The 25109-nt window shown below is 72.3% G+C and carries 20 protein-coding genes, 3 pseudogenes and 2 riboswitches; of the genes and pseudogenes, 11 read left to right on the top strand and 12 right to left on the bottom strand.

What is annotated here, in order from left to right; translation table 11 throughout:
- Positions 1–32 precede the first annotated feature (32 nt).
- The 4 genes and pseudogenes from Sco07f_RS36960 to Sco07f_RS36945 all read left to right on the top strand — a co-directional run.
- Entirely contained in the window at positions 33–1475 is a 1443-nt protein-coding gene (locus tag Sco07f_RS36960; protein ID WP_244942234.1) for a carotenoid oxygenase family protein, read from the top strand.
- 73 nt (positions 1476–1548) lie between these two features.
- Positions 1549–2007: a cupin domain-containing protein gene (locus tag Sco07f_RS36955; RefSeq protein ID WP_108990485.1), complete on the top strand. Its 459-nt coding sequence runs from the start codon at positions 1549–1551 to the stop codon at positions 2005–2007.
- 331 nt (positions 2008–2338) lie between these two features.
- A riboswitch (cobalamin riboswitch) is annotated at positions 2339–2462 on the top strand.
- 62 nt (positions 2463–2524) lie between these two features.
- Complete coding sequence (locus Sco07f_RS36950; protein ID WP_203602367.1) at positions 2525–2932, top strand: (2Fe-2S) ferredoxin domain-containing protein; 408 nt, start codon at positions 2525–2527, stop codon at positions 2930–2932.
- Positions 2933–2943: 11 nt separating this feature from the next.
- Positions 2944–3171, top strand: a pseudogene (locus Sco07f_RS36945) ((2Fe-2S)-binding protein); the annotation flags it as partial.
- 119 nt (positions 3172–3290) lie between these two features.
- Here the strand turns inward: Sco07f_RS36945 and metE are convergent.
- The 3 genes and pseudogenes from metE to Sco07f_RS36925 form a co-directional block, all read right to left on the bottom strand.
- Positions 3291–5609, bottom strand: a complete 2319-nt coding sequence (gene metE, locus Sco07f_RS36940; protein WP_108990484.1) for a 5-methyltetrahydropteroyltriglutamate--homocysteine S-methyltransferase — start codon at positions 5607–5609, stop codon at positions 3291–3293.
- A gap of 167 nt (positions 5610–5776) precedes the next feature.
- Positions 5777–6000, bottom strand: a riboswitch (cobalamin riboswitch).
- A 285-nt stretch (positions 6001–6285) separates the two neighbouring features.
- A pseudogene (locus Sco07f_RS40945) lies at positions 6286–6492 on the bottom strand (bifunctional D-altronate/D-mannonate dehydratase); the annotation flags it as partial.
- A gap of 442 nt (positions 6493–6934) precedes the next feature.
- Complete coding sequence (locus tag Sco07f_RS36925; protein ID WP_087788992.1) at positions 6935–7543, bottom strand: sigma-70 family RNA polymerase sigma factor; 609 nt, start codon at positions 7541–7543, stop codon at positions 6935–6937.
- Between the two features lie 162 nt (positions 7544–7705).
- Here Sco07f_RS36925 and Sco07f_RS36920 point away from each other — a divergent pair, with 162 nt between their 5' ends.
- The 5 genes from Sco07f_RS36920 (at position 7706) to Sco07f_RS36900 (ending at position 13985) form a co-directional block, all read left to right on the top strand.
- Positions 7706–8716, top strand: a complete 1011-nt coding sequence (locus Sco07f_RS36920) for a MerR family transcriptional regulator (protein ID WP_087788991.1) — start codon at positions 7706–7708, stop codon at positions 8714–8716.
- 219 nt (positions 8717–8935) lie between these two features.
- A complete protein-coding gene (locus Sco07f_RS36915) occupies positions 8936–10186 on the top strand; it encodes an NAD(P)/FAD-dependent oxidoreductase (RefSeq protein ID WP_087788990.1) in 1251 nt (416 codons plus the stop codon).
- Between the two features lie 243 nt (positions 10187–10429).
- On the top strand, positions 10430–11647 hold the full coding sequence (locus tag Sco07f_RS36910; protein WP_087788989.1) for a lycopene cyclase family protein: 1218 nt from the start codon (positions 10430–10432) through the stop codon (positions 11645–11647).
- Complete coding sequence (locus Sco07f_RS36905; RefSeq protein ID WP_087788988.1) at positions 11644–12420, top strand: class I SAM-dependent methyltransferase; 777 nt, start codon at positions 11644–11646, stop codon at positions 12418–12420. Before Sco07f_RS36910 ends, Sco07f_RS36905 begins: the two co-directional genes overlap by 4 nt.
- Complete coding sequence (locus Sco07f_RS36900) at positions 12417–13985, top strand: FAD-dependent oxidoreductase (protein WP_087788987.1); 1569 nt, start codon at positions 12417–12419, stop codon at positions 13983–13985. Before Sco07f_RS36905 ends, Sco07f_RS36900 begins: the two co-directional genes overlap by 4 nt.
- 22 nt (positions 13986–14007) lie before the next feature.
- On the opposite strand, the gene Sco07f_RS36895 is transcribed toward Sco07f_RS36900, so the two are convergent.
- The 8 genes and pseudogenes from Sco07f_RS36895 to Sco07f_RS36860 form a co-directional block, all read right to left on the bottom strand.
- Positions 14008–15018 carry a Rieske (2Fe-2S) protein gene (locus Sco07f_RS36895; RefSeq protein WP_108990483.1) on the bottom strand — a complete coding sequence of 337 codons (1011 nt, stop codon included), beginning with the start codon at positions 15016–15018 and terminating at the stop codon, positions 14008–14010.
- On the bottom strand, positions 15015–16010 hold the full coding sequence (locus Sco07f_RS36890; protein ID WP_087788985.1) for a phytoene/squalene synthase family protein: 996 nt from the start codon (positions 16008–16010) through the stop codon (positions 15015–15017). Before Sco07f_RS36890 ends, Sco07f_RS36895 begins: the two co-directional genes overlap by 4 nt.
- Positions 15997–17568 carry a phytoene desaturase family protein gene (gene crtI, locus Sco07f_RS36885; protein WP_167468328.1) on the bottom strand — a complete coding sequence of 524 codons (1572 nt, stop codon included), beginning with the start codon at positions 17566–17568 and terminating at the stop codon, positions 15997–15999. The genes Sco07f_RS36890 and crtI overlap by 14 nt, the downstream gene beginning before the upstream one ends.
- Positions 17565–18707: a polyprenyl synthetase family protein gene (locus tag Sco07f_RS36880; RefSeq protein WP_167468327.1), complete on the bottom strand. Its 1143-nt coding sequence runs from the start codon at positions 18705–18707 to the stop codon at positions 17565–17567. The genes crtI and Sco07f_RS36880 overlap by 4 nt, the downstream gene beginning before the upstream one ends.
- Before the next feature lie 136 nt (positions 18708–18843).
- Complete coding sequence (locus Sco07f_RS36875; RefSeq protein WP_108990482.1) at positions 18844–20340, bottom strand: cryptochrome/photolyase family protein; 1497 nt, start codon at positions 20338–20340, stop codon at positions 18844–18846.
- 13 nt (positions 20341–20353) lie between these two features.
- The gene (locus Sco07f_RS36870) at positions 20354–21727 is read right to left on the bottom strand and encodes a cryptochrome/photolyase family protein (protein ID WP_108990481.1); all 1374 of its coding nucleotides are present in this window, start codon (positions 21725–21727) and stop codon (positions 20354–20356) included.
- Between the two features lie 223 nt (positions 21728–21950).
- Positions 21951–22620: pseudogene (locus Sco07f_RS36865) on the bottom strand (NAD(P)H-binding protein); the annotation flags it as partial.
- A gap of 244 nt (positions 22621–22864) precedes the next feature.
- Positions 22865–23587, bottom strand: coding sequence for a GPR1/FUN34/YaaH family transporter (locus tag Sco07f_RS36860; RefSeq protein WP_244942233.1), 723 nt, complete (start codon positions 23585–23587; stop codon positions 22865–22867).
- A 151-nt stretch (positions 23588–23738) separates the two neighbouring features.
- Here Sco07f_RS36860 and Sco07f_RS36855 point away from each other — a divergent pair, with 151 nt between their 5' ends.
- Positions 23739–24065, top strand: a complete 327-nt coding sequence (locus Sco07f_RS36855) for a hypothetical protein (RefSeq protein WP_143666008.1) — start codon at positions 23739–23741, stop codon at positions 24063–24065.
- On the top strand, positions 24062–24589 hold the full coding sequence (locus Sco07f_RS41285; RefSeq protein ID WP_108990480.1) for a DUF4126 family protein: 528 nt from the start codon (positions 24062–24064) through the stop codon (positions 24587–24589). Before Sco07f_RS36855 ends, Sco07f_RS41285 begins: the two co-directional genes overlap by 4 nt.
- Positions 24590–24622: 33 nt before the next feature.
- Here the strand turns inward: Sco07f_RS41285 and Sco07f_RS36845 are convergent, their stop codons facing one another.
- On the bottom strand, positions 24623–24886 hold the full coding sequence (locus tag Sco07f_RS36845; RefSeq protein WP_087788980.1) for an HU family DNA-binding protein: 264 nt from the start codon (positions 24884–24886) through the stop codon (positions 24623–24625).
- Between the last annotated feature and the right edge of the window lie 223 nt (positions 24887–25109).

Raw genomic sequence — 25109 nt, 5'->3', positions numbered from 1 at the left:
CGGGACACCGGCGCGATCCTCTGGGAGGCACTGTGAATGCACATGCAACGACCCGCTTCGACGCCACTCGCGTCCCGCACTTGCTGGGCTCGTTCGCGCCGGTCAGCGAAGAGGTCGACGTGGCCGATCTTGAGGTCACAGGCGAACTGCCTACCGAGCTGGACGGCATGTACGTCCGCAACGGGCCCAATCCCCGCTTCACACCGATCGGCTCCTACCTCTACCCGCTCGACGGGGACGGAATGCTGCACGCTGTGCGAATTTCCGATGGTCGCGCCGATTACCTCAACCGCTTCGTCCGTACGCCGGCACTCGTAGTCGAAGAGAAGGCCGGGCACGCACTGTGGGGTGGCCTGGAGTCAATGATCATGCCGAGTGCCGACGAGGTGGGGCCGGGGCTCGCCGAGACCTTCAAGGACCTGCCGGACATCAATGTGGTCCGTCATGCCGGCCGGATGCTGGCGCTGGCCGAGGCGGCGTGCCCCTATCGCGTCGACTGCTCACTTGAAACACTCGGCCGGGAGGATTTCGACGGTGCTCTGCCGGCAGGGATCACCGCACACCCCAAGATCGACCCGCTCACGGGTGAGATGGTCGTCTTCTGCTATGCCCTGGAGCCGCCTTACCTGACCTGGTCCGTCATCGGTCCCGACGGAAAGGTGACTCGTGGGCCGACGCCCGTGACCGGGGTGGACGAGCCGCTGATGATTCACGACATGGCCCTCACCGCGCGCTACGTGGTTCTTGTCCTGGCCCCGGCATACTTCGATGTCGACGCCGCGATGGCCGGCGGGTCGTTTCTCGCCTGGAGGCCGGAACGTGGCACCCGGGTGGCGCTCGTCCCGCGAGACGGCGGAGCACCGGTGTGGGCCCACGAAGACGCCTTCTGGATGTGGCATTCGGTCAATGCCTACGACGACGGCTCCGGACCGCAGGCCCCCGTCGTACTCGACTACGTCGAGTGGAACCGGCTCACCGTCGGCCCGAGTACCCGAAACGAGTCGGACCCGGTGACCGCACGCCTGGTACGCGCCCGGATAGACCCCGCGGGCGGCCGAATGGCCCGCACGGTCCTGGACGATGCCCGGGTCGAATTCCCGCGCATCGACGACCGTCGCATCGGCCGTCGCCACCGTCACACCGCTCTCGCCACCGGAACCGGGCGCACTGATCTGCTGTCCGGCGAGTACGACGCCATCCGCTGGTACGACGTCGACACAGGCGCGGCCCAGCTCTGGGACGCGGAAAGCCTTGCCGTCGGGGAGCCCGTCTTCGCTCCGGAACCAGGCCGGAACGCGACCGCGGACGATCACGGCTACTGGATGACCTTCGCCACTGACCGCACCGACGGCACGAGCTGGTTCCTCGCCTTCCCCGCCGAGGACCCCGCCACAGGCCCGGTCGCCCGCGTCCGCATCCCGGTCCGTGTCCCACTCGGCCTGCACGGCGCCTGGCTCCCCTCGGAGGAGCCCTGACTGGCGGTGGGCACACCGGTCAGCGCGCTGTGAGGACGGTAGCAGCCCTCTGAGAGACGAGGACGGTGATGAGATGAGTGATCCCACGGTCATAGCGGCGCGGCAAGGGCAGCAGTTTCGGGGCCCGACCGGTCCGCCCATGACGGTGAAGATCGCTGGAGGTGTGACCGGAGGCGCCTATTCGGTGATCGAGTACTCTCATCGGGCTGGTGCGCCCGGGCCGTCGCCGCATGTGCACCGAGAGCATGAAGAAGCGTTCCGTGTGCTCGAAGGCGAACTGAGCCTGGACGTGGAGGGGCGGACCATCACGCTGGGTCCGGGGGAGTACGCCGTCGTCCCGCGGGGAGCAGTGCACCGGCCGTACAACGAAGGGTCGGTCGAGGTGCGCTTCTTGTTCATCACCTCACCTGCGCTGGACGGCTTCTTCGCCGAAATGGCAGACCTGAACGACAGGACGGGCGGGAACCCGCCGGCCTACGCACTCAGGGAACTCGGCGAACGCTGGGACTGCCTGTTCACGAACCTGCCCTGAGGGACGTCGGCAGCCACGAACAAAGCAGAAACCAGGTGTGTCCCCGTCCAGTTGCCGTGACGGCTCTGGCCAGAAAACGCCTCAGGGGAACACTGCCCCATCAGCCGGACTCGTTGCCTCACGACACGTGCACACCGTTGCCGCGGTGGCCCGTGCCCGGGAGGCCCCTGATGACGTCAGACATGGTGGTGTCCGGCCGGGACGGCGGGCGGGACCGTCCGACCCATCCGCCCGCCACGGCCCCGCACTCCCAGGAAACGGACTGACGGCGGCACTGGGGGCACGGCACTCCGGGATGGGAGGATGGCGGGCGACAGGGCGACGGCGGAACGAGGAAGCCGGTGTGAATCCGGCGCGGTCCCGCCACTGTGATCGGCGAGCGCGTCCCGACAGGCCACTGCCCGGCAGCGGGTGGGAAGGCCGGTACGAGCATCGACCCGAGAGCCAGGAGACTCACGCGGTCGCCTCCTCGACGGACCACCGGGGCGGATCTCCCCGGAGAGAGGGACGGCACCGCATGCCCGCAACGCCGACCGGACGAACGACAGACGACACGAGGGCCGCAACGGCCACCGCCACGGTGCCTTGCCGCATCGTCGTGTGCCGCGACTGCTGCTGTGGCAGCCCCAAGGTGACCGGCGTGGACCACACGGCCCAGACCGAACGCCTGCGCGCCGTGGCACCGGTACGCGTCTCCGACTGCCTCGACGTCTGCGACCACGCCAACGTCATCGTCGTACAACCCTCCGCGAAAGGCCGCGCCGCCGGTGCCCGGCCGGTTTGGCTGGGGCTGGTCAACGACCCGGACGCGACCGAGGACATCGCCGCGTGGGCACGCGCGGGCGGGCCCGGCGTGGCACCGTTGCCGGACATCCTCGACCTGTACGCCATCACGCCGCCGCGCCGACGGCGTACGGCCTCGTGACCGTACGTGCCGGGGCGGCCCACGCCCTGTACGCACTCCGTCCCGCCGAACGCGGACCGCTCGCCGACCTCACTACCGCGCTGCCGAACACCGGACGCCTGGCGGGCATCGGTGTACTCACCCGCTCCGACTTCGCGTTCCGCCGTCGGAGTTGCTGCCTCTACTACCGTGCGCCGAACGGCTCGAAGTGCGGTGACTGCGGGCCGGCCGGAGGGGTGCCGCGCCGAGGCCCGCGGTGAGGTACCGCTGTCTCCGCCCGGCCGACGGGCGGACGGAGGCTGGGGCGCACCTTGGTCATGGCGGTGCTGTGGGACGGGGCCGGGACGCTTGTGGTGTCCCGGCCCACCGCGTTCCTCGGTCAGGAGGCGGACAGCTCACCGCGGACAGCGCGGGCGGCGGCGACCAGGTTCTCCAGGGAGGCGCGGGTCTCGGGCCAGGCGCGGGTCTTCAAACCGCAGTCGGGGTTCACCCAGAGCCGTTCGGCGGGGATCGCCTTCAGGCCGGTGCGCAGCAGTTCTGCAGCCTCCTCAGCGCTCGGCACGCGTGGGGAGTGGATGTCGTAGACGCCCGGACCGGCCTCGCGCGGGTAGCCGTGGGCGGCGAGTTCCCTGGCCACCTGCATGTGGGAGCGGGCGGCCTCCAGGCTGATGACGTCGGCGTCGAGGTCGTCGATGGCCTGCACGATGTCGCCGAACTCGGCGTAGCACATGTGGGTGTGGATCTGGGTGTCCGGCCGCACGCCGGCGGTGGTGAGCCGGAACGCCTCGGTGGCCCACGTCAGATACGCCGCACGGTCCGCGGTGCGCAGCGGCAGGGTCTCGCGCAGGGCGGGCTCGTCGACCTGGATGACCGAGGTGCCGGCCGCCTCCAGGTCGTTCACCTCGTCGCGCAGGGCGAGGGCGACCTGCCGGGCGGTGTCGCCGAGTGGCTGGTCGTCGCGGACGAAGGACCAGGCGAGCATGGTGACCGGACCGGTGAGCATGCCCTTGACCGGGCGGTCGCTCAGTGACTGGGCGTAGGACGTCCAGCGGACCGTCATCGGCTCGGAGCGGGAGATGTCGCCGGCCAGGATCGGCGGGCGGACGTAGCGGGTGCCGTAGGACTGGACCCAGCCGTTCTGCGTGGCCAGGTATCCGGTGAGCTGTTCGGCGAAGTACTGGACCATGTCGTTGCGTTCGGGCTCGCCGTGCACGAGGACGTCGATGCCGGTCTTCTCCTGGAAGGAGACGACCTCCTGGATCTCGGTCTTGATGCGCTCCTCGTAACCGGCCGTGTCGCTGCGGCCCGCCCGCAGGTCGGCCCGGGCGGTGCGCAGTTCGGTGGTCTGCGGGAACGAGCCGATGGTCGTCGTGGGCAGCAGCGGCAGGCGCAGGTGGGCGCGCTGGGCTGCGGACCGTTCGGCATACGGCTGTGAGCGGCGGGCGTTGGCGTCCGTCACGGCCTCGGCCCGGGCCCGGACGGCAGGATCGCGGGTGATCGGTGACGCTGCTCGGGAGGCCAGGTCGGCGCGGTTGGCGGCGAGTTCGGCCGTGATGGCGTCCGTGCCCTGGGCGAGTCCCTTGGCGAGGGTGACGATCTCGGTGGTCTTCTGCTTGGCGAAGGCCAGCCAGCGCAGGACCTGCGGATCGATGTCCCGCTCGGCCGCCGTGTCCAGGGGCACGTGCAGCAGGGAGCAGGAGGCGGCGACGTCGACCCGGTCGGCGAGCCCGAGCAGGGTGCCGAGGGTGGACAGCGACTTCTGGAGGTCGCTGATCCAGATGTTTCGGCCGTTGACCACGCCGGCGACCAGGCGCTTGCCGGGCAGCCCGCCGACGGCGGCGAGGGCGTCCAGGTTGGCGGCGGCGGCCTCGGTGAAGTCCAGGGCGAGGCCCTCGACCGGGGCCTTGGCCAGCACCGGCAGTGCGTCGCCCAGCCGGGCGAAGTAGGAGGCGACGAGCAGCTTCGGCCGGTCGGTGAGGGCCCCCAGTTCGCGGTAGGCGCGCTCGGAGGCGTTCAGGTCGGCCGGGGTGCGGTCCTGGACGAGGGCGGGCTCGTCGACCTGCACCCACTCGGCACCGGCCGCCCGCAGGTCGGCGAGGACCTCGGCGTACACGGGCAGCAGACGGTCCAGCAGGGTCAGCGGCTCGAAGTCGGCCGGCACGCCGGGGGCCGGCTTGGCGAGCAGGAGGTAGGTGACGGGGCCGACCAGCACGGGCCGGCCGGTGAGGCCCTGGGCGAGGACTTCCTTCAGTTCAACGACCTGCTTGTTGGAGTCCGCCGTGAAGACGGTGTCGGGGCCCAGTTCGGGGACGAGGTAGTGGTAGTTGGTGTCGAACCACTTGGTCATCTCCAGCGGCGCGACCTCCTGGGTGCCGCGGGCCATGGCGAAGTAGCCGTCGAGCGCGTCGGCGTCGACGGCGGCACGGTGCCGGTCGGGGACGGCGCCGACCATGACGGTGGTGTCGAGGACATGGTCGTAGTACGAGAAGTCGCCGGTGGGCACCTCGTGGACGCCCGCGTCGGCGAGCTGCCGCCAGTTGCTTCGGCGCAGCTCGGCTGTGGTCTCCCGGAGGGCGTCGGCGGTGACGCGGCCCTTCCAGTAGCCCTCGACGGCCTTCTTCAGTTCCCGGTTCTGACCCTGGCGGGGGTAGCCGTACACGGTGGCCCGTGCTGCCGCGGCTGCGGACTTCGCTGTCACGGAGATCTCCTTCGCGAGATGAATCCCTGAGATCCCGGAGACGGGACGAGAACGCGAAGGAGTGACACACCGGGCGGGACCGTCGCTGCGCAGCAAGGCAGGAACATCCGCCTGGTATGTACGCCGACCCGCCCTCGAGGCCACCGGGATGTCCGCGTACGGATCGGTCCGCACGCGGGCAGGTGGCAGGTCTTCGGACTCACGGGCACGCCCTCCGTGACGGAGGATCCCTACTGGCCGTCGCTTCCCAGGTCCGGTACGTCGGACCCAGTGCGTATGACGGCGGTCGTTCCCGCTCACCGCTGCGGGGCAGTCCCGGATTTCCACCGGGTTCCCTCTTGCGACGCATCCCGCCTGGCGGACGGGGCGAACCAGCTGCACCGGACACCCTACGGGGTGTCGGCGTGAATGGAAGGGCGCCGTCCATCATCCGGAAGGGGCCCGGGCATCACGGCAAGTGGCAGCGGTGAGGGGCGGTGAGCTCCGCACTCGCCTCATCGCCGCTTCCCGTCGTGCCACACGGACCCGCAAGGGCTCACCGTCGCCTGCTTCGCTTCCTATCCGCCTGGACGACCTGGTCTTCGGGGCACGGGCCGGACAGTTCGCAGTCCAGTCCCCGGCATGGCCGGGGCCGCATCGCGGGGTCGTCGATTTCCGTGGTGTGGCGGTAGGCGGGTCACCGGTCGTGCGGGGTTCCGTCCTGGAGGCGGTCCACGGGGGTATGCGGCTCGGTAGGGGTGGGCGGCCGCGAGGTCCAGGTCGAGGTCGACGCCGATGCCGATGCCGGAGGTTCTCCGGGGTGGAGGTGGCCGTCGGTGAGGGTGAAGGCGTGAGAGAACGCTTCGCGGGTGAGGGGCGTGTATCCGGAGTACTCCTGGATGCCGATCTGCGTAGATGACTCCGCGGGATGTGCGTCGGCGTGTCCTGGTCACTATGGGGGACGACCCCGAGCGGATGAAGAGCGAGGCGTCCTTTGCGGCCCTTTGCGGAGTCAGCCCCATCGAGTAATCCTCCGGCCGGCAAAGAACGCTCTGGCTCAACCACGGCGGCGACCGCCAGGCCAATACCGCCCTGCACCGCATCGCCCTCACCCGGCTACGCCACGCCTCCCCCGCACCCAGGCGTACTAGGAACGCCGCACCCAGGAGGGCAAGACTCGCCGTGAGATCGTCCGGTGCCTCGAGCGATACGCAGCCCGCGAGCTCTTCAACCTGGTCGGACCGTTTCCCGCACCCCCGCGTTATGGGGGCGTCTGTGAGGACGGGGTGGGTTTCGCCGGTGGGCGGTGCCGTGGATGCGCCCGGGGCGTCGCTGCTCCGTCCCGGTCAGATGTCCGTGCCGTGCACGTCGGCCCGGTCGAGGGCCGTGCGCAACCGATGCAGGCCGCGACGGGCGTGGCTCTTCACCGTGCCCAGGGGGACACCGGTGCGCTCGGCGATCTGGGCCTGCGTCAGATCCTCGTAGAAGGCCAGGCACAGCACCTCCCGCTGAGCGTGCGGCAACCGGGACAGGGCCTCCACGAGCAGCACCCGGTCGAGAAGCTCGTCCGGTGCCCGCTGGACGAACCGGGCCGGTGTCGCGTCCTGAGCAGCCGATTCGACCAGGGCCAGACGCCGTGTCCTGGCCGCCAGCGCGTCGACGATCTTGCGGCGCGTGATCCCGACCAGCCACGCGCCGAGCGCGCCCCGCTCGGGACGGAAGCCGTGCCGACCGCGCCAGGCTCCGACAAAGACCTGCTGGGTCACGTCCTCGGCCTCGTGCGTGTCACCGAGGGACCGGGTGGCCATCGTGTGCACGAGTGATCCCCAGCGGCGGTAGATGACCGCGAACGCTTCCTCGTCGGCGCAGGCGAGGCAACGAGCCAGTTCCTCCTCGTGCCGCGTTTCCTCCACGGGCGGGACGAGCGTCGCGGTCCGTCGTGTGTCCGTGTTCATGGCCGTGCCTCCTGCCGTGCGTCGTACGGGGACGGAACGAGCCGTCCGCCGAACGGCGGGTCCGCGGTCCGCCCTGCGCGGCTGCCGTGCGCTCCGCTCCAGTTTTTCCAGGCTGAAACGACGCAGGCAACATGCGTCGTTTGTGCGTCGTACGGTGGAGGCGTGAGCACACAGAGGGAAAGCGGCGAGGACCGGCTCGGCGACGGCGACGGCGACCGGCAGGAAGGCGGGCTGACCACCGGAGAGGTGGCGCGGCGACTGGGGGTGGCGCCCACGACGGTCCGCACGTGGGATCGCCGGTACGGGCTCGGGCCGGACGCCCACACGGACGGCCGGCACCGGCGCTGGACGGCTGCGGACGTGGCGAGGTTGGAACGGATGTGCGCGCTGACGGCGACCGGGCTGCCACCGGCCGAGGCGGCACGGCTGGCGCGCAGCGAGGAGCCGCCGGCGGTTCCGTCTCGAAGCGCCGCCGGGCCACCACCGGCGTCGTCGCCCGTGCGCCGGAGCCGGGCGGGGAGCGGCCTGCGACTGGGCGATGTACGTCAGGAGTGCAGGGGAATCGCCAGGGCCGCCCTGCGCCTGGACGCCGCCGTCCTGGACGAACTGCTGCTCGCCGCCATCACCGAACACGGACTGGTCGCCGCCTGGACCGAGGTGATCGTGCCGACGCTCCAGGCCGTCGGCCGCAAGTGGGAGAGGTCGGGCGAGAAGTACGTCGAGGTCGAGCACTTCCTGTCCTGGCACGTCTCCGGGGCGCTTCGCCGCGTCGCGCCCCGCACGGTCGCGGACCGTCCCGGCGCCACCACGGTGCTCGCCTGCGTGCCGGGGGAGAACCACACCCTGCCGTTGGAGGTCCTGTCCGCGGCACTGACGGAGCGAGGTGTTCCGGTGCGGATGTTCGGCGGTGCCCTGCCGGTCGAGTCGCTCGTCGCGGCGGTGCGCAGGACCGGGCCGGCCGCCGTGGGACTGTGGGCACAGTCGCGCACCACCGCCAGCCGGCCGCTGGCCCAGCACGTGGCCGCGATGGAGTGGGGAGTGCGCGGTGCCCGTCGCAGGCCGGTCGTGCTGACCCTGGGCCCCGGCTGGGCGGGACAGACGGTCGCGGGTCTGGCGCGTCCGTCGGGGCTCGCCGAAGCGGTCGCCGCTCTGGAGCCGTTGGTGTCGGCGTAGTTCTCGTGGGGTGTTGTCGTCCGGGGGCTCTCGGTCGTGGCGCCTGGGTGTCGGCCGGGGGACGTGGTCCGCTGGACAGGTGGCCACGCCCGGCCGACGGGTGCGGGCGCCGCGTTCCGGCACCGGTCTGTGCCGGGCGGTTGCGGGTACTGGCCGAGACGGAGGCCGGGCGGACGGCTTCTCCGGGGGCCACGTGTACGGCGTCGACCGAGGAGACGTATGAGCGACGAACATCGCCGGGCACCGGACGCAGTCGTCGTCGGTGCAGGTCTGGCCGGCCTGGCGTGCGCCCTGGATCTGTGCCGGGCCGGATGGCGGGTGGCCCTGCTGGAGGCGTCCGACGGTGTGGGCGGCCGGATGCGCACGGACCGGCGGGACGGGTTCCTCCTCGACCGGGGTTTCCAGGTGTTCAACACCTCGTATCCGCAGGTGAAGCGGCGCCTCGACCTGAGGAGCCTGCGCCTGCGGCCGTTCACCGCCGGTGTGATCGCGCATACGTCGACCGGACTGGTCCGCCTCACCGATCCGACCAGGGAACCCGGCGCGGCAGGGGCTCTCCTGCCGGGCCGGATCCTGTCGGCCCGTAATCTGGGCGCGCTGGCGGCACTCACCGCACGGGACGCCGTTCTGCCCGTGTCCACCACCAGAAGGCGCCCGGATCGCCCCACCTCGGCGGCCCTGTCCAGAGCGGGGCTGTCGGACGCCGTGATCTCCGACATCCTGCGGCCGTTCCTGTCCGGCGTCTTCCTGGAGGACCGGCTGGAGACCTCGGCCCGGTTCTTCCACCTGGTCTGGCGCAGCATGGTCCGCGGATCGCTGTGCCTGCCGGCGGAGGGCATCGGCGCCGTGCCCGCCCGGCTCGCCGACGGCCTGCCCGACGGCGTCCTGCGCCTCGGTACGCCCGTAGCCGAGATCACGGACGCCGGGGTCCTGCTCGGGGACGGGACCGAGGTGCCGGCCCGGGTCGTGGTGGTGGCGACGGAACCGGCGACCGCGGCCCGCCTGCTGCCGGGCCTGACCGTCCCGGCCACCCGCACCGTGACCACCTACTACCACGCCACCGACAGGGCACCGATGGCCGAGCCGACCCTGATGGTGGACAGCAGCGGAGCGGTTCTCAACACCTGCGTCCTCAGCGAGGTCGCGCCCACCTACGCTCCGCCCGGCACCGCACTGGTCTCCACCTCCGTACTGGGCACGGACCCGCCCGACAGGGGGCGGACGGTGCTCCGGCGTCTGGCCGATCTGTACGGCACCGACACGAGCGACTGGCATCAGGTCGCGGCCCGCACGATCGAGGGCGCGTTGCCCGCGATGCTCCCGCCCTGGCCGCTCAGCCGCAGCACTCGGCTAGGCCCGGGCAGGTACGTGTGCGGGGACCACCGGGCGACCGGTTCGGTGCAGGGCGCCCTGGCCTCCGGGGCGCGCGCCGCGCGAGAGGCGTCCGCCGACCAGGGGCCGGAGAGATGAGGTGCGAGCGAGCCGTGAGGTGCGCATCCGCACACTGCCCCGCTGCGGAAGCAGTGACGATCGGTTCGATTCGTTGTCCGTGTCCGGGGGAGTGAGCGTGGAGCTGAGTCAGGCCCGAGTTCCGGTAGCCGGTGCCACCGGCGTGCCGGGTGGTGCGATCACCGCCGAAGCAGCCGCCCGAGGCGCGAGGGTTGCCCTGCGCCCGGGCCCGGCCGGAACGCCCCTTCCCGAACGGCGGGCAGGGTGACACCGCACTCCACCGAGGTCACCGACGTCATCGTCGTCGGCGGCGGCGCGTCCGGACTCGGCCTCGCGCACCGGCTGACGGAGACCGGGGCCGCCACCGTGACCGTGATCGAGCCGCCGGACGGCCCGCTGCGCCCCGCGGAGCGGACCTGGTGCTACTGGGGCGAGGGTGCCGACGGCCTCGACGAGGTCGTCGGTGCCTCGTGGTCCCGGCTTCGCCTGCACGGCGCCGACGGCCGGCCGGTCACCGTCGACCCGGCCCCGTTCAGCTACCGCATGGTGCGCTCCACCGACTTCGAACGGCTGGTCCACGCTCGCCTGGCCCGTTCGGACGGGGGGCGTCTCCTGCGTGCGACGGTGGGGTCGGTGACGGGCGTGCCCGGGGGCGCGGAGGTCCGCTGCACCCTGCCGGGGGGCTGGTCCCTGACGTTGCGTGCCCGGCGCGTGTTCGACTCGCGGCCGTTGCGCGCCCTGCCGCCCGCCCGGACGCAGCTGCTCCAGCACTTCCGCGGCTGGTTCGTCCGCACGCGCAGTGCGCGATTCGATCCCGCCGTCGCCGATCTGATGGACTTCCGCGTGCCCCAGCCGGTCCACGGGCTGGCCTTCGGCTACGTTCTGCCGCTGGCGCCGGACCGGGCGCTCGTGGAGTACACCGAGTTCTCCCGCGACGCGCTGACCACCGAGGCGTACGAGTCGGCGCTCGGTCACTACTGCCGCGACGTCCTCGGGCTCGGCGCGCTCACCGTGGAGCGGGCCGAGCAGGGGGTCATCCCCATGACCGACGCCCGCTTTCCGCGGCGCTCCGGGGCTGCCGTGTTCCGTATCGGTGCGGCGGGCGGCGCCACCCGTCCCGCCACGGGCTACACCTTCGCCGCGATGCAACGGCAGAGCAGGGCCGTAGCCACCGCGCTGCGCGACGGGCACGGCACCGTCCTGCCCGCTCCCCACGGACGGCGGGCGCTGGCCATGGACGCGATACTGCTGCGCGCCCTGGACACCGGACGGATCGACGGGCCCGGCTTCTTCACCGGGTTGTTCCGCCGCGTCCCCGCCGAGCGCCTGCTGCGCTTCCTCGACGGCGCCACCTCACTCCGCGAGGAGTGGGGCATCGGGCTGCGCACCCCGGTCCGGCCGATGCTCCGCACGGCGGCCGAACTGCCCTTCCTGCCCCGCCGCTCCCGGCCCGCCGCAAGAAACGGAGACGACCACCGATGAGCCTCCTGCGCGACCACGACCTGGCCCGCGCCTTCGACCACGCCTCCCACAGCTACGACCGTCTCACCTCCCTCAACCCGGGCCACCGCACCGGCCTGCTGCGCTCGGCCCGCCGCCTGCGCCTGCCCGACGACGGAGCGGGACTGCACCTCCTCGACCTCGGATGCGGCACCGGCGCCTCCACCCGGGCCCTGCTCAGGGCTGCGCCCCGGGCCCGGATCACCGCCGTGGACGCCTCCGCGGGCATGCTCCGCCGCGCACTGGCGAAGCCGTGGCCCGCACGCGTGCGTTTCCTGCACCTGACCGCCGAGGAGGTCGCGACGGCCGGCGAAGGCCCCTTCGACGCGGTCTTCGCCGCCTACCTTTTCCGCAACGTCACCGACCCGGACGCGGTCCTCGGCAGCGTCCGGACCCTGCTGCGACCGGGCGGGCGGCTCACCGTCCACGAGTACAGTCTCAGCGGCGCGCGCAGGCACCGGGCCCTGTGGGCGGCGGTGTGCCGGGGCGTCGTCGTCCCGGTGGGCACGCTGACCGGTGACCGCGCCCTCTACCGACACCTGCGGCACAGTGTCGCCGTCTTCGACACCGCGCCCTCCTTCGCCGACCGGCTGGCACGAGCGGGCTTCACCGGAGTGCGCGTCGCCCCGGTCGCCGGATGGCAGACGGGCATCGTGCACACCTTCGTCGCCCGAGGCGGCCCGACCCCGGCGAGTACCGCCCCGGCAACATCGACCCCGGCCTCCTCACTCCCGGGAAGGGAGCACACTCAGTGACCACCCGCCGCACCGATCCCGCCCGAAGGGGCCGCGACCGCAAGGCAGAGGTTCTGCTCCCCCCACCCGGCAGGAGCCGGTTCCAGCCCGGGGAAGGGCCGACCGTCGCGGTGATCGGCGGCGGAATCGCCGGTCTCGCCGCGGCCACCCTGCTCGCCGAACGCGGCGCCCGCGTGACCCTGTACGAGAAGGAGGCATCGCTCGGCGGACGACTCACCGGATGGCACACCCGGCTGGCGGACGGCTCCCCGGTCACCATGACCCGCGGTTTCCACGCCTTCTTCCGCCAGTACTACAACCTCCGCGGCCTGCTCCGCCGCACCGACCCCGCCCTCGCGCGGCTCACCCCACTGCCCGACTACCCCCTGCGGCACAGCGGCGGCCTGACCGACAGCTTCGCCCGCGTCCCGAGGACCCCGCCCCTCAGCGCGCTCGGATTCGTCGCCCTCAGCCCCACCTTCGGCTGGCGGGACCTCGCCGCCATGGACGCCCGAGCCGCACTACCGCTCCTCGACGTGCGGGTGCCCGAGGTCTACGAACGCTTCGACGAGGTCAGCGCCACCGGCTTCCTGGAAGGCGTCCGCTTCCCGGAAGCCGCGCACCATCTGGCCTTCGAGGTGTTCTCGCGCAGCTTCTTCGCCGATCCACGCGAGCTGTCCGCCGCCGAACTGCTGCTGATGTTCCACATCTACTTCCTCGGTTCGGCCGAGGGCCTGCTCTTCGACGTGCCGAGCGAACCCTTCCCCCAGGCGCTCTGGGACCCGCTCGCCGGCTACCTGCAGCGCCTCGGGGCGGACATCCGCACCGGTACGCCCGTGCACGGCGTGCTGCCCGCCGGCGACGCGGGAGCGGACGTGCTGACCGACACCGGCACGGGACGCCACCAGGCGGTGGTGCTCGCCCTCGACCCCGGAGGACTGCGCCGGGTCGTCGGCGCGTCACCCGGCCTGGGCACCTCCGGCTGGCGCGAGGACATCGCCGCCCTGCGCACCGCACCGCCGTTCCTCGTCTCCCGGCTCTGGCTCGACCGGCCGGTCCGCGCCGACCGCCCGGGGTTCCTCGGCACCAGCGGCTACGGCGGGCTGGACAACATCAGTGTCCTGGAACGCTACGAGGGCGAGGCCGCCCGCTGGGCCGAGCGGACCGGCGGTTCGGTGGTGGAGCTGCACGCGTACGCCGTGGACACGGGTGCCGAACCGAAGGAGACGCAGGACATGCTCGTCGACCGGCTGCACGAGGTGTACCCGGAGACCCGCCGGGCGCGCGTCGTCGACGCCCGGCACGAGTGGCGCTCCGACTGCCCGCTCTTCCCGGTCGGTTCCCACCACCGGCGCCCCACCGTACGCACCCCCCACCCCTGGCTGACCCTGGCCGGCGACGCCATCCGCTGCGACCTGCCCGTCGCCCTCATGGAACGGGCCGCCACCACCGGTTTCCTGGCGGCGAACGCGCTGCTCGCCGACCGGGGCGTACGCGGCCAGGTGCTGTGGACCGTCCCCCGCGCGGGACGTTCCTCCGTCCTCCGGGCGCTCGGAGCCGTCGCCGGACGCCGCTCGTCCCCCTGACCGGTGCCCGTCGGGCGTACGGTCAGCCGGGGAACCGCCCGGTGCTGCGCAGCGCCCACCGGCGTTCGGCGTAGGCCAGGTCGTCTCGCCACAGGCGCCCGGCCGTACGGCGCATCAACGGGCGCAGCACGGGGGCGGCGGCCCGCGCGAGGGCGAAGCCGGGCCGGTCCGAAGCGGCGATCGTCGCCTCGACCACGGCGGTGCGCGGATGTGCGTGGCCCGCTCCTGTGAGCGGGGTCGCGTGCGTCTCCACCACGGACGTGGCCCCCTCCCCGTCGGTGATGCGCATGACGACCGTGCGCGGCTCCGGCGCGGTGAACTCGGCCCGTACCGGGACCACCAGGCGCCCGGCCACCCGGAAGGAGACGTCGACGACGAAGGCGTCGTCCTCCTCGCCCTGCGGCTCCCGTGACACCGTCAGGTCGACGAACGAGTACGGGTGGAACCACGAGCCGTGCCACGGGTCGAGCCGGTTGGCCACCACGTCCTGCGGTTCGCACCGCCCCACCGCCGTGAACACCGCGTCCACCCCGCTGCCCGTCGCGGGCCGCACGGGCACCGCAGGCCGGTCGGTCGGCTCCTCGCCGCCCACCTGGTCCAGCCGTACCCAGACCAGCACCCCGTCGTCGTGAACCGGGAACGGATCCCAGCCGGGGGACGGAGAACCGTCCAGGGCGAGGCCGTGCCAGTGGCAGACGAGCGTGCCGCAGGCGACCCGGCTGTCGCGCAGGGGAGCGCCCAGGTGCGGGCAGACCCCCGGCCCCGCGCGCAGGTCGCCGGTGTCCGAGCGCCACAGCACGATCTCCACGCCGCCGACCGTCCTGCCGTACGGGCGGCCGTCCGCGCGCACGTTCCGGGAGGCGCCGAGCACGAACCAGTTTCCGGACGGACGGGCGGACGCCCGCTTGAGCGCGTCGGCGATCAGTGCCGGCCGAGCCTGGCGCCAGGTCGGTGCCTGCGCCGCCCAGCCCGGGCCGGAACGCCGGAGCCGCAAGGGCGGTGTCCAGCGCCTCCCGCCTGTTCGCTCACTCACCGCGCCGGCTCCTTCCGTTCGACCGCCGGACCACCCGCCGTGGCGACTCGACGCGGGACGTGGGCTTGCCACCGGGCACCGGCCACACGCAGCACACCGGCCGCCGCGGTGGCCGCACGACGCCGGCGGGACACGACCGCACGACGATGCAGCACGGTGTACTCCTGCTCCGCGATCGCGTCGAGAATGCCGCCGTAGAGGGTGAAAGCGGCGCCGATGCAGGGACGCACCCGTGGATCGAGCATGGCGATGCCCGGCTCCGCCGTCCGGTACACCTCCCGCGTCATGGCCTCCGCCGCGACGAGGGCCGCGCGGATCCGCGGATCGGTGCGTCCGGTGTGGCGGCTCCACTCCAGCAGCGGCCTGTCCACACCGTGCGCGGCCAGCAGATCGCCGGGCAGGTAGACGCGGCCCCGGTCGAGGTCCTCGCCCACGTCCCGCAGGAAGTTGGTCAGCTGGAACGCCACACCGAGCGCCGCCGCGTGCGGTGCCGCCTCCTCCCGGGCCGTGACCGTACCGAGGACCGGCAGCATCTGCAGACCGATCACCGCGGCCGAACCGTGCACGTACCTCTGCAGGTCGGCGTAGGTCGGGTAGTCCGTGACGGTCAGGTCGGCACGCATCGAGGACATGAAATCGGAAAAGAGGACGGGCTCGATTGCGTACCGGGTGGCGGTGTCGGCCACGGCCCGGACCACCGGTTCGTCGCCGCCGCCGGAGCGCAGCCCGCTCGTGAGGTCGCTCTCCAGACGGCGGAGCAGCCGGTCGCGCTCCTCGGGTGCGAGGGTCCGGTCGAGGTCGTCGACGATGTCGTCCGCCCAGCGGGCGAAGCCGTACAGGGCGTGCACGGCGGAACGGCGTTCGAGCGGCAGCAGGCGGGTGGCCAGGAAGTAGGTCTTGCCGTGGCGGGCGTTGAGTCGTCGGCACCGGGTGTAGGCGGCGCGCAGCGCGGGATCGGTGATCCCGGCCGCGTCCAGCTCACGCCGCGTCATCGGCACCTGCCGAGGCCGGGACGGAGGGTTCGCCGGCTGCGGCCGGGGGCGTACGCGCGCCTACGGGACGAGGGACGCTGCCGCCGGTTACGCGGGCGGCAGCGAGCTTGCCGCTGATGAGCACGGTCGGTACGCCGACGCCCGGAGTGGTACCGCATCCCGCCAGTACCACGTTCTCCACCTCCCGTACGAGGTTGCGTGGGCGGAACGGCCCGGTCTGGGCGAAGGTGTGGGCCACCGAGAAGGGGCTGCCGGCCGCATGGCCCTGCGCCGTCCAGTCGAGCGGGGTCACCAGGAGTTCCTCCTCGATGCTGTCCGTGAAGCCGTCCAGGCCCCGGCGTTCCAGTTCGCCGGCCAGGCGGTCGCGGTAGCGGGGGCCGAGGTCCCGCCAGGTGGCGGCCGAGGGGCCGACCGTCGTGTTCGGGCAGGGGGCGAGGACGTAGTGGAGGTGGCGTCCCGGCGGTGCCAGGTCGGGATCGTGCGTCGTGGGGCGGGTGATCAGCAGGGACGGGTCGCTCATCAGCTCGCCCGTGCGGGTCAGCTCGTCGAAGGTGCGCTCCCAGGCGGCGCCGAAGGAGATGGTGTGGTGGGCGAGGTGCGGCCAGGTGCGGTCGGTGCCCGCGTGCAGGATCACGGCGGACGGTGAGTGGCGCAGCCGGGCCGGCCTCCGGGGCGCCCGTTCCAGCAGTCGGTAGGCGGCGGGCAACTCGCACGTGAGCACCACCGCGTCGCAGGGGATGCGCTCGCCGGAGGTCAGGTGGACGGCCCGCACGCGGCCCGACGAGCGTTCCAGCGTGCTCACCTCGGCCTCCCAGCGCAGGTCGGCACCGGCGTCCGTCGCCGCGTCGGCCATGGCGCGGGGGAGTGCGTGCATGCCGCCCTTGGGGAACCAGACGCCGGCCACGGTGTCCATGTACGCGATCACCGCGTAGGCCGCGAGTGCGCGGGCCGGGGCGACCCCGGCGTACAGCGCCTGGAAGGAGAAGACGCGGCGCAGGCGGTCGTCGGACAGGAAGCGGCCGATGCGGTCGTCCAGCCGTCCGAAACCGCCCAGCGCCGCCAGCCGGGCCAGATCCGGGTGCAGCAGCTGGGCGGGCGAGTCGAAGTTCGTGTCGATGAAACGGCGCATCTGCGCCCGGTACAACCGTCCCAGCCACCGCCGCAGGTCGCGGTAGCCGGCCGCCTCGGCCGGTCCGGCGAAGCGGCGCACCTCCGCCTCCATCGCCTCGCCGTCGGTGTGCACGTCGAGCGAGGAACCGTCCGCGAAGCATGCCCGGTAGGCGGGGTGCAGAGCCGTCAGCTCGACGCGGCGGTGGAGGCTGTCCCCGACGGCGGCGAACGCCTCGTCCGCCAGGTGCGGCATGGTCAGCACCGTGGGGCCGGTGTCCAGCTCGTAGCCGCCCCGTCGTACCCGGCCGGCCCGGCCGCCGGGGCCGGCGTCCCGTTCGACCAGGGTGACCCGGCGGCCCGCACCCAGCAGGTGCAGGGCACAGGCCAGGCCGGACAGCCCGGCGCCCACCACGACGACGTGGTCGGTCGGACCCGGCACCCTCTTCACGCGACCTCCTCGGCACGACGCGGGCGCACGCCGGTGGCGTGTTGGACCAGTGTCGAGAACTCGTCCTGTACGGACGGGAGCGCGCCGGTGCGCCCGAAGTGGCGGAGGCTCATGTCCGTCAGCTCCTCGATCCTCGCCTCCACGAGATCCCGGGCGCCGGTGCGTTTCAGGGCCGCCCGCACGCGTTGTACGGCGTGCTCCGACCGCGGGACCGCGTCCGGCGCCAGTGTCGCGGCGGCCTGGTGGTCGTCGGCGGCGTCGGCGAGTTGCAGGGCTACGGCGAGCAGGTAGGTGAGCTTGCGGGAGCGCAGGTCGTCGTCGGCCGGTTTGCCGGTCAGCGCCGGGTCGCCGAAGGCACCCAGGACGTCGTCGCGGAGCTGGAAGGCCAGCCCGGCGCACCGGCCGGCCGCCCGCAGCGCGTCCAGCACGTCATCGTCGGCTCCCGCCAGCGACGCGCCCAGCGCGAGCGGCCGGGCGACCGTGTACAGGGCACTCTTCAGCGTGGCGATGGCCAGCGCCTCGTCCACTCCGGACGAACGCGCGGCCTGGGCGCGCAGGTCCAGGTACTGTCCGGCGACCATCTCGGTGCGCATCGCCCGCCATTCCCCGTGCAGGAGAGAGCCGTGCGGCGTGCCGAGCGCCGTCTCCGTCAGCAGGTCGTCCGCCCAGGCCAGCGCCAGGTCACCGGCGAGCACGGCGGCCGACGTGCCGAACGCCTCCGCGGAGCCGTGCATGCCCGAGGCCCAGTGTGCACGGGCGAGTTCGACGTGCAGGGCGGGGGCACCCCTGCGCTGCACGGACCCGTCCATGACGTCGTCGTGCACGAGGGCGCACGCCTGGAGCAGTTCGAGGGCGGCTCCCGTACGCAGAACGGCGCTGGTGTCGCCCGACCCGCCCGCGGCGCGCCAGCCGCAGTGGGTGAACGCCGTACGCAGCCGTTTGCCGCCCCGCCCGACCAGGGCGATCAGGCGGTCGGCCAGCTCCCGGGCGAAGACGGGATCGATGGCACGGGAATGCCGTAGTCGTTCGTCGAGTACCCGCTCGAGGACGGTGCCGACGGCGTTCGCGGCGTCGGGCACGGTGAGAGGGGCGTCGACGCGTCCGGCCGGTGGGGCCACCGTCGGCGGCAGTCCGGGCATGCACAACCCCTTCTCACGTTTGGTTATCCGCACGACACTGTTTCCGCCGGGTGCCCTGTCACGGATGCAGTGATTCCTGTCCGGTTCCACACCGCTTGCCGACCGGCGTCACCTCAGTGGCCCAACGACACGGTGCTCATGGCGGTGTGTCACCTCGTGCGCGTTCCTGCTCGCGTACCTCCGTGAGGTCGCTGAGCCGGTCGAGTTGCCGTACCGGCTGGGCGATGCGCTGGTTGCCGGCGAGCCGGTCCCGGTGCCGGTCGAGGAAGACCCAGTAGCCGGCGGTGTACGGGCACGCGCGCTCGCCGGTGCGGTCGCCCGGCCGGTAGACGCAGGGACCGCACAGGTCGCTCATGCGGTTGATGTAGGCGCCGCCCGACGTGTAGGGCTTGGTCGTCATCCGGCCGCCGTCGGCGTACTGGGACATACCGACGACGTTGGGGAGCATCACCCAGTCGTAGCCGTCCACGAAGCAGCGGTGGAACCAGTCCGTGACGGCGGCGGGGTCCCAGCCGCGCTGGAGTGCGTGACTGCCCAGAATCATCAGCCGGGGGATGTGGTGCGTCCATCCGGTGTCGCGCACCTGGGCGAGGACGGTGTGCAGGCAGTTCGCCCGGACGGCGTCCGCGTCCAGGTCGTTCCACCAGTCGGGCAGCGGGGCAGTGTGCCGGAGCTCGTTGGAGCGCCGGTAGTCCTCGCCGAAATACCAGTACAGCTGCCAGACGTACTCGCGCCAGCCGGCGACCTGGCGCACGAAGCCCTCCACGCTGTTCAGTGGCGCCCGGCCCTCGCGCCACGCCCGCTCGGCCGTCTCGACGCATTCGGCGGGGTCCAGCAGGCCGAGGTTCAGGGAGGAGGAGAGCAGGCTGTGGCTCATGACGGGATCGGCGGCGAGCATGGCGTCCTCGTACGGGCCGAAGGTGGTGAGCCGGTGCTCGACGAAGCGCCGCAGCGCCCGTCGAGCCTCCGCCCGGGTCGCGGGGAACAGGCGGGGCCCGTCCCGCCCGACGAAGGAGACTCCCCCGTCACGCTCCCAGCGGTCGAGGTCGTGGCGGACCTCGTCGTCGATGTCGTCCTCGCGGGGCCGGTACGGGCGGTCGACCCGCAGCGACGGCGTGTCGCGAGGTGGCGGTTCCCGGTTGTCGTGGTCCAGGTTCCACTGGCCTCCCGCGGGTTGCCCGCCGTCCATGAGCAGGTCGTGGCCGCGCCGGACCCAGTGATAGAAGTCCTCCTGCCGCAGGCGCTTGCCGCCGTGACCGTCCGCCCACGCGGTGAAGTCGGCCATCGGCACCAGGAAGCCGCGAGCGGGGCCCACCGCCACCCGGGGAAGGGCGCGCACCAGGCGGAGCGCGGCGTGGGAAGTGGGGTGGTGGACGCCGACCCGGCGCCCGCGTGCCGCCCGGTCGAGGCCGTCGCGGTAGGTGTCGGCCCGCACGTAGGTGACGCGGTCGCCCAGTTCGGCCGCGCGGTGGCGCATCGCGGACAGCACGAGATGTGCCTTTGCGCGGTGGAAGCGGCGTCGTCGGAACACGGAGCGTGCCTCGATCATGAGCAGGGGAGTGTCGTGCCCGGGGCCTTCGTCGCCCGGGGTGAGGAAGTGGGGGCCGAGTTGGTCGCCGAAAAGCCAGTGCACGACGGGTGCCTCCTCAGTCGCGGCCGCGGGCGTGCTTGAAGCGCGCGAGCCCGTCGGCGAGGTCGATGACCGGTTCCGGATAGTCGAGCGCGTCGCGTTCCTCCGCCGGGAGCCGCCAGGGCTCGTGCACCTTCCCGCCGTCCACGCCGGCGAGTTCGGGAACCCAGCGGCGCACGTAGGCACCGTCCGGGTCGAACCGCCTGGCCTGGACGAGAGGGTTCAGGACGCGGTGGGGGCGCGTGTCGGTGCCCGTGCCCGCGACCCACTGCCAGTTGAGCTGGTTGTTGACGATGTCGCCGTCCACGAGGAGGTCCAGGAAGTGCCGGGCGCCGATCCGCCAGTCCACGTACAGCGTCTTGGTCAGGAAGCTCGCCACCAGCAGCCGCGCGCGGTTGTGCATCCAGCCCTCGTGGCGCAGCTGGCGCATCGCCGCGTCGACGACCGGATATCCCGTGCGCCCCTCCCGCCACGCCGCGATGTCCTCGGCCGCCTCGTCCTCGCCCCGCCACCGGTCGTGGCGGGTGCGGTAGTCCTTTCCCGACGCCGAAGGCCGTGCCGCCATCACCTGGTGGTGGAAGTCCCGCCAGCACACCTGGCGCACGAACGCCTCCGCGCCCGGCCCCCCGCGCTCGCGGGACCTGTGCACGAGCTCCGCCGGGGACAGCACGCCGAAGTGGAGATACGGGGACAGCCTGGACGTGGCATCGCCGGCGAGGTCGTCGTGCCGGTCCTCGTAACGGGACAGTCCGGACCGCGACCACCGCGAGAACCGGTCACGCCCGGCCGTTTCCCCTCCGGCCGGGAGGCCGGGCGAGGTGCCGGAGACGCCGGCACGCTCGGGCAGCGGTTCGCCGCGCACCCCGTCGGGGACGCGGACGGTGCGCGGCGCCCGGAGAGGCTGGCGCAGCGACACCTGGGACCAGCGGCGGAAGTAGGGGGTGAACACGGCGAAGTGGTCGGAGCCGGAGGGGGGCACCGCTCCCGGCGCGAGGGCGGTGATCACCGCCTCGTGCACGCGCAGCGCCACGTCGCTGTCGTCGAGCTCCTTGCGCAGCCGCTCCTCACGGTGCCGGGCGTACGCCGTGACGCCGGCGGCCATGTGCACCTCGCCCGCCCCGCACTCGGCGGCGACCGTGCGGACCTCCCGGGCGACCGGCCCCGCGCGGACCACGAGCCGGCCACCGCGGCTGCGCAATGAGGCGTCGAGGTCGTTCAGGCAGTCCGCGAGGAAAGCCCGCCGGTTGGGTGCGTCGAAGTGTGCCGTGCGGATGCCGGGATCGAGCACGAACAACGGCACGACCTCGTCCGCCGCCTTCAGCGCGGCGTGCATCGGTGGATGGTCGTGCAGACGCAGGTCCGAGGTGAACAGGACGACCGCGACGGTCATGGCCTCACTCCTGACGCAGTGGTACGGGAACGGTGCCTGGTGCTCCGTGCTCCGTGCTCCGTGCTTCGGCGGGGACGGCGACGTCGGATGCGTCGGGAGCGCTGATCACCTGCGTGGGCGGCCAGGCCCTTGGCAGCGGCCTGGGTGATGTTGCCGGCCATGCCGCCGAAGACGACGGCGTGGAAGGGGGAGACGGACCACAAGGAGGCGTGGCCCAGGAGCCCTGATCGTCCGGGTAGAGGCTGCCGCCGGCCCAGTCGGGATGCGTCGAGAGGAGTTCGCTGGGGGTGCCGGGGACGGAGGCGGACGACCAGCGCGTGACCACCTGGGCTGCTCGTGCCCTTCGCAGGGCCAGGTCCAGAGGCTTCGTCGAACGGCAGGGACTCGTCCGGCATGGTGGCGGACCCGACCAGGTGGCGCAACGCGTCGCGGGCCCAGATGGGGTGGGTGCAGGTGTGCACCCGACTGAGTGTCACCATGACGGCCAGTCGCTCGGTCAAATAGCGCGGCATCTGGAACGACGCCAACGCGGAGTCGATGACGACCGCGGCCCGCAGTACGGTGCCGGGCACCTCGGAGTCGAGAAAGATCCGGCCGACCTTCGCGACGTCGACACCACGAATGGCCTCGGTGACCGAACGCGGGTTGCTGACGTCTCCCTGAACGCTCTCCGCTTCCGCCGCCCAGGGCTGGTCGCTGAGCTTGGCGGGGGAGCGGACCAGACACCGCACCCGGTGACCGGACTCCAGCAGCTTCGGCACCAGGCGCGTACCGACGTACCCGGACGCGCCGGTCACCAGACAGTGCAGGCCCTCCGCGTCCCGCCGTCCGTTCGCCGCCACCGTCCTGCCCCTTCCGGCTCGCTCCACCGCACACTGTCCTACCGAGATCATGACGCCCACAGCATCAGCACGCCCGTCGCGACGAGGCGGCCCGCGTGGAGGTACTCGACCGTGACGTAGAGAGCACTGCCTGCGGCTACACGACGACGTCGACCCGCCTCCGCGAAAGGCTCGGATCCGTCCGGCTGCCGGACCTCACCGAGGATCACGTCGAGACGTGAGTGTGACGGGCGCTCCATGGACGGTTGTGTGGCACCGCATGCGGCATCTTCGCGGGGTGGTCGGGCGTGGTGGCTCACAGCTGCTTGCGGACTCCCGGTTCGTTCGGCACGCGGGAGTGCTGCTCGGTGAGGTCTCCCTCGACGGCCTGCCGGGCGTCGCCGCGGCGCAGAATGGGCAGGATGGTGCTCTGTCGGACGTCTTCCAGGAGGAAGGCCGTGCCGGCGTAGAAGGCCAATGCGACCAGAACGAATGCGACGGCCCCGTTGGCGAGTTGAAAGTCCTGCGGGGCGCCGAGCTGATATGCCGCCGCCAGCGCCGCTCGCAGTGACGACACACTGAGCACCGCGCCGAGAAGCGCCTTGCCGAGTAAGCCGACCGCGGCCAGGGGCAGGAGCATCAGGGCGAAGGCCGCGAGATAGAGGCCGACGGCGGTGCTCCGCTGCTGCGCGGGGTCGAGGATGTGCAGGGCACCCAGCCCCGCCCAGGACGTGGCGAACAACCCCAGGGCGGTGGCCGCACCGGTGTCGCGGGCCAGATACGCCAGGATCGCGGCGAGGAGCTCCAGGGGAAAGACGAACACGGACAGAAGGACGCCGGCGGAGGCGACCTGCCCGTCGCCCACGATGCCCAGGGCGATTCCGGCCAGGACGACCATACCGATGCCGAAGGAGAAGAATCCGAGGGGCAGCGGGTTCCCGTACGGCCGGACGACGACGGTGACGTCGCGCAGACCGGACTTGGGGTCGTCCTCTGAACGTCCCGGGTCATGGCCTTGATCGGGTGGGAGTCGGTTCACTCGCGCTGCGTACCCGAACGTACGGGGAGGAAACGGACTTACCGCTTGACGGTAGATCCCGCGACGCGCATCGGCGGACCGGCTCCCCCGGGGCGAACCGTGAGCGGGCCGTGCACGATTCGGGTGCCCCGGTCGGGGAACCCGGCGCAGCATGATCCAGAGCATGGTGCACGGTGGCGCGGCGGGTGTCGCCTCTACGACCGTACGCAACGCCGTGACCTACGCCGACATGGTCCGACGGGGACGGTCCGCCCGCGAGGTCCCTGCCCAGGTCGTGGCGCGGCCCGCCACGGAGGCGGTGCATCCGGTGCCCGGTTCGGGGACCGTCAGGGACAACCGGCTCACCGGCCCGGGCGCCCTGTCGGCCATCGCCGTCGGCTGCGGGGCCGGAGCCACCGTCTCCATGCCGCGGGGCACGGGCGCCCGGATGCCCGTGTGGCTGAGCGGCATCGTCACCGCGGTGGAGCACCGCTCATGAACCCGGCGGCGGAGACCCTGATCAGAGTGGGGCTGATCGGCGCGGCTACTGGTCTGCGCAGTCAGTGGGGAGTCGCGGCGCTGTCCTGGAGTACCCCGCCGGCCGCGGGACGGCCACTGCCCTCGGCGCTCCTGACAGGCCCGTGGGCCCGTGCTCTCACCTGCTTCACCACGGCAGCGGAGTTCGTCGCCGACAAAGCGCCGTCCACCCCCAGCCGGCTGAGCGCTCAGGGCATGGGGCCTCGGGTTGTGCTTGGCGCGCTCGCCGGCGCAGCACTCGCACAGCGTCGTGGGGCACTCCCGCCGCTCACGGCCGCGGCCACAGGTGTCTCGACGGCCGTAACCGGCGCGTTCGCCGGCGCGCGTTGGCGCGGAACAGCCCGCTCACCGGGCCGGTCTGTCGCAGTCGCGGCCGCCGCCGAGGATCTCCTGGCCGCGGGGCTGGCCTGGGCGGCATGCACCTCCTCTGTGCGACGCCCGCTCCCGGCGGGCGACGATGAGCACGGCACGAAACCCTCGATGTAGCCTCGGTTCGGCAGCCGGGCGGCGGCGGTTCGTTCATCCTGTCTTGTTCTGCAGGAACTCGGTAAGCGCTGTGCCCGGGCGGAACGTGGCTGTCCCACCGTCCATGCGGAAGCTGCCGAAACTGCCCAGAGAGACGTTCTCGCGCCTGTTCAGCGCCTCGGCGATCGAGCCGGGGTGCTCCACAGTGCCGAAGAGGAGGTCGAACACTCGCTCCACGTCGGTGGACGTGAGTGGTGCGTCGTTGCCTCCGTTCGCCGCGGTGTTGATGGTTTCCTCGGCGAGTTGCTTCTTGTCCATGTGTCCTGCCCGAGCGTTGATCGTGAAGAGGTCGTGTGACGCCACGATGGCCGCAGTCGGCGGTTGGTGCATCTCCTGACCGGCGCACGGATGGAGTCGGTGGTGCATCGGCCTCACTGGGTGTCGCCCCTTGACACGTCCTTTGACCGTTTGGCGGCGCGTGGCTCGCCGGGCGGCCGCAGTGGGGATCGAATGAGGGAAACCCCACGTCGGAAGGTGAGTC

The sequence above is a fragment of the Streptomyces coelicoflavus genome, from assembly GCF_003112555.1.
In the GTDB taxonomy this organism is placed as follows: domain Bacteria; phylum Actinomycetota; class Actinomycetes; order Streptomycetales; family Streptomycetaceae; genus Streptomyces; species Streptomyces coelicoflavus.
Note: the sequence above shows the minus strand (reverse complement) of the source record. Positions and strands in the feature narration are given on the sequence as shown.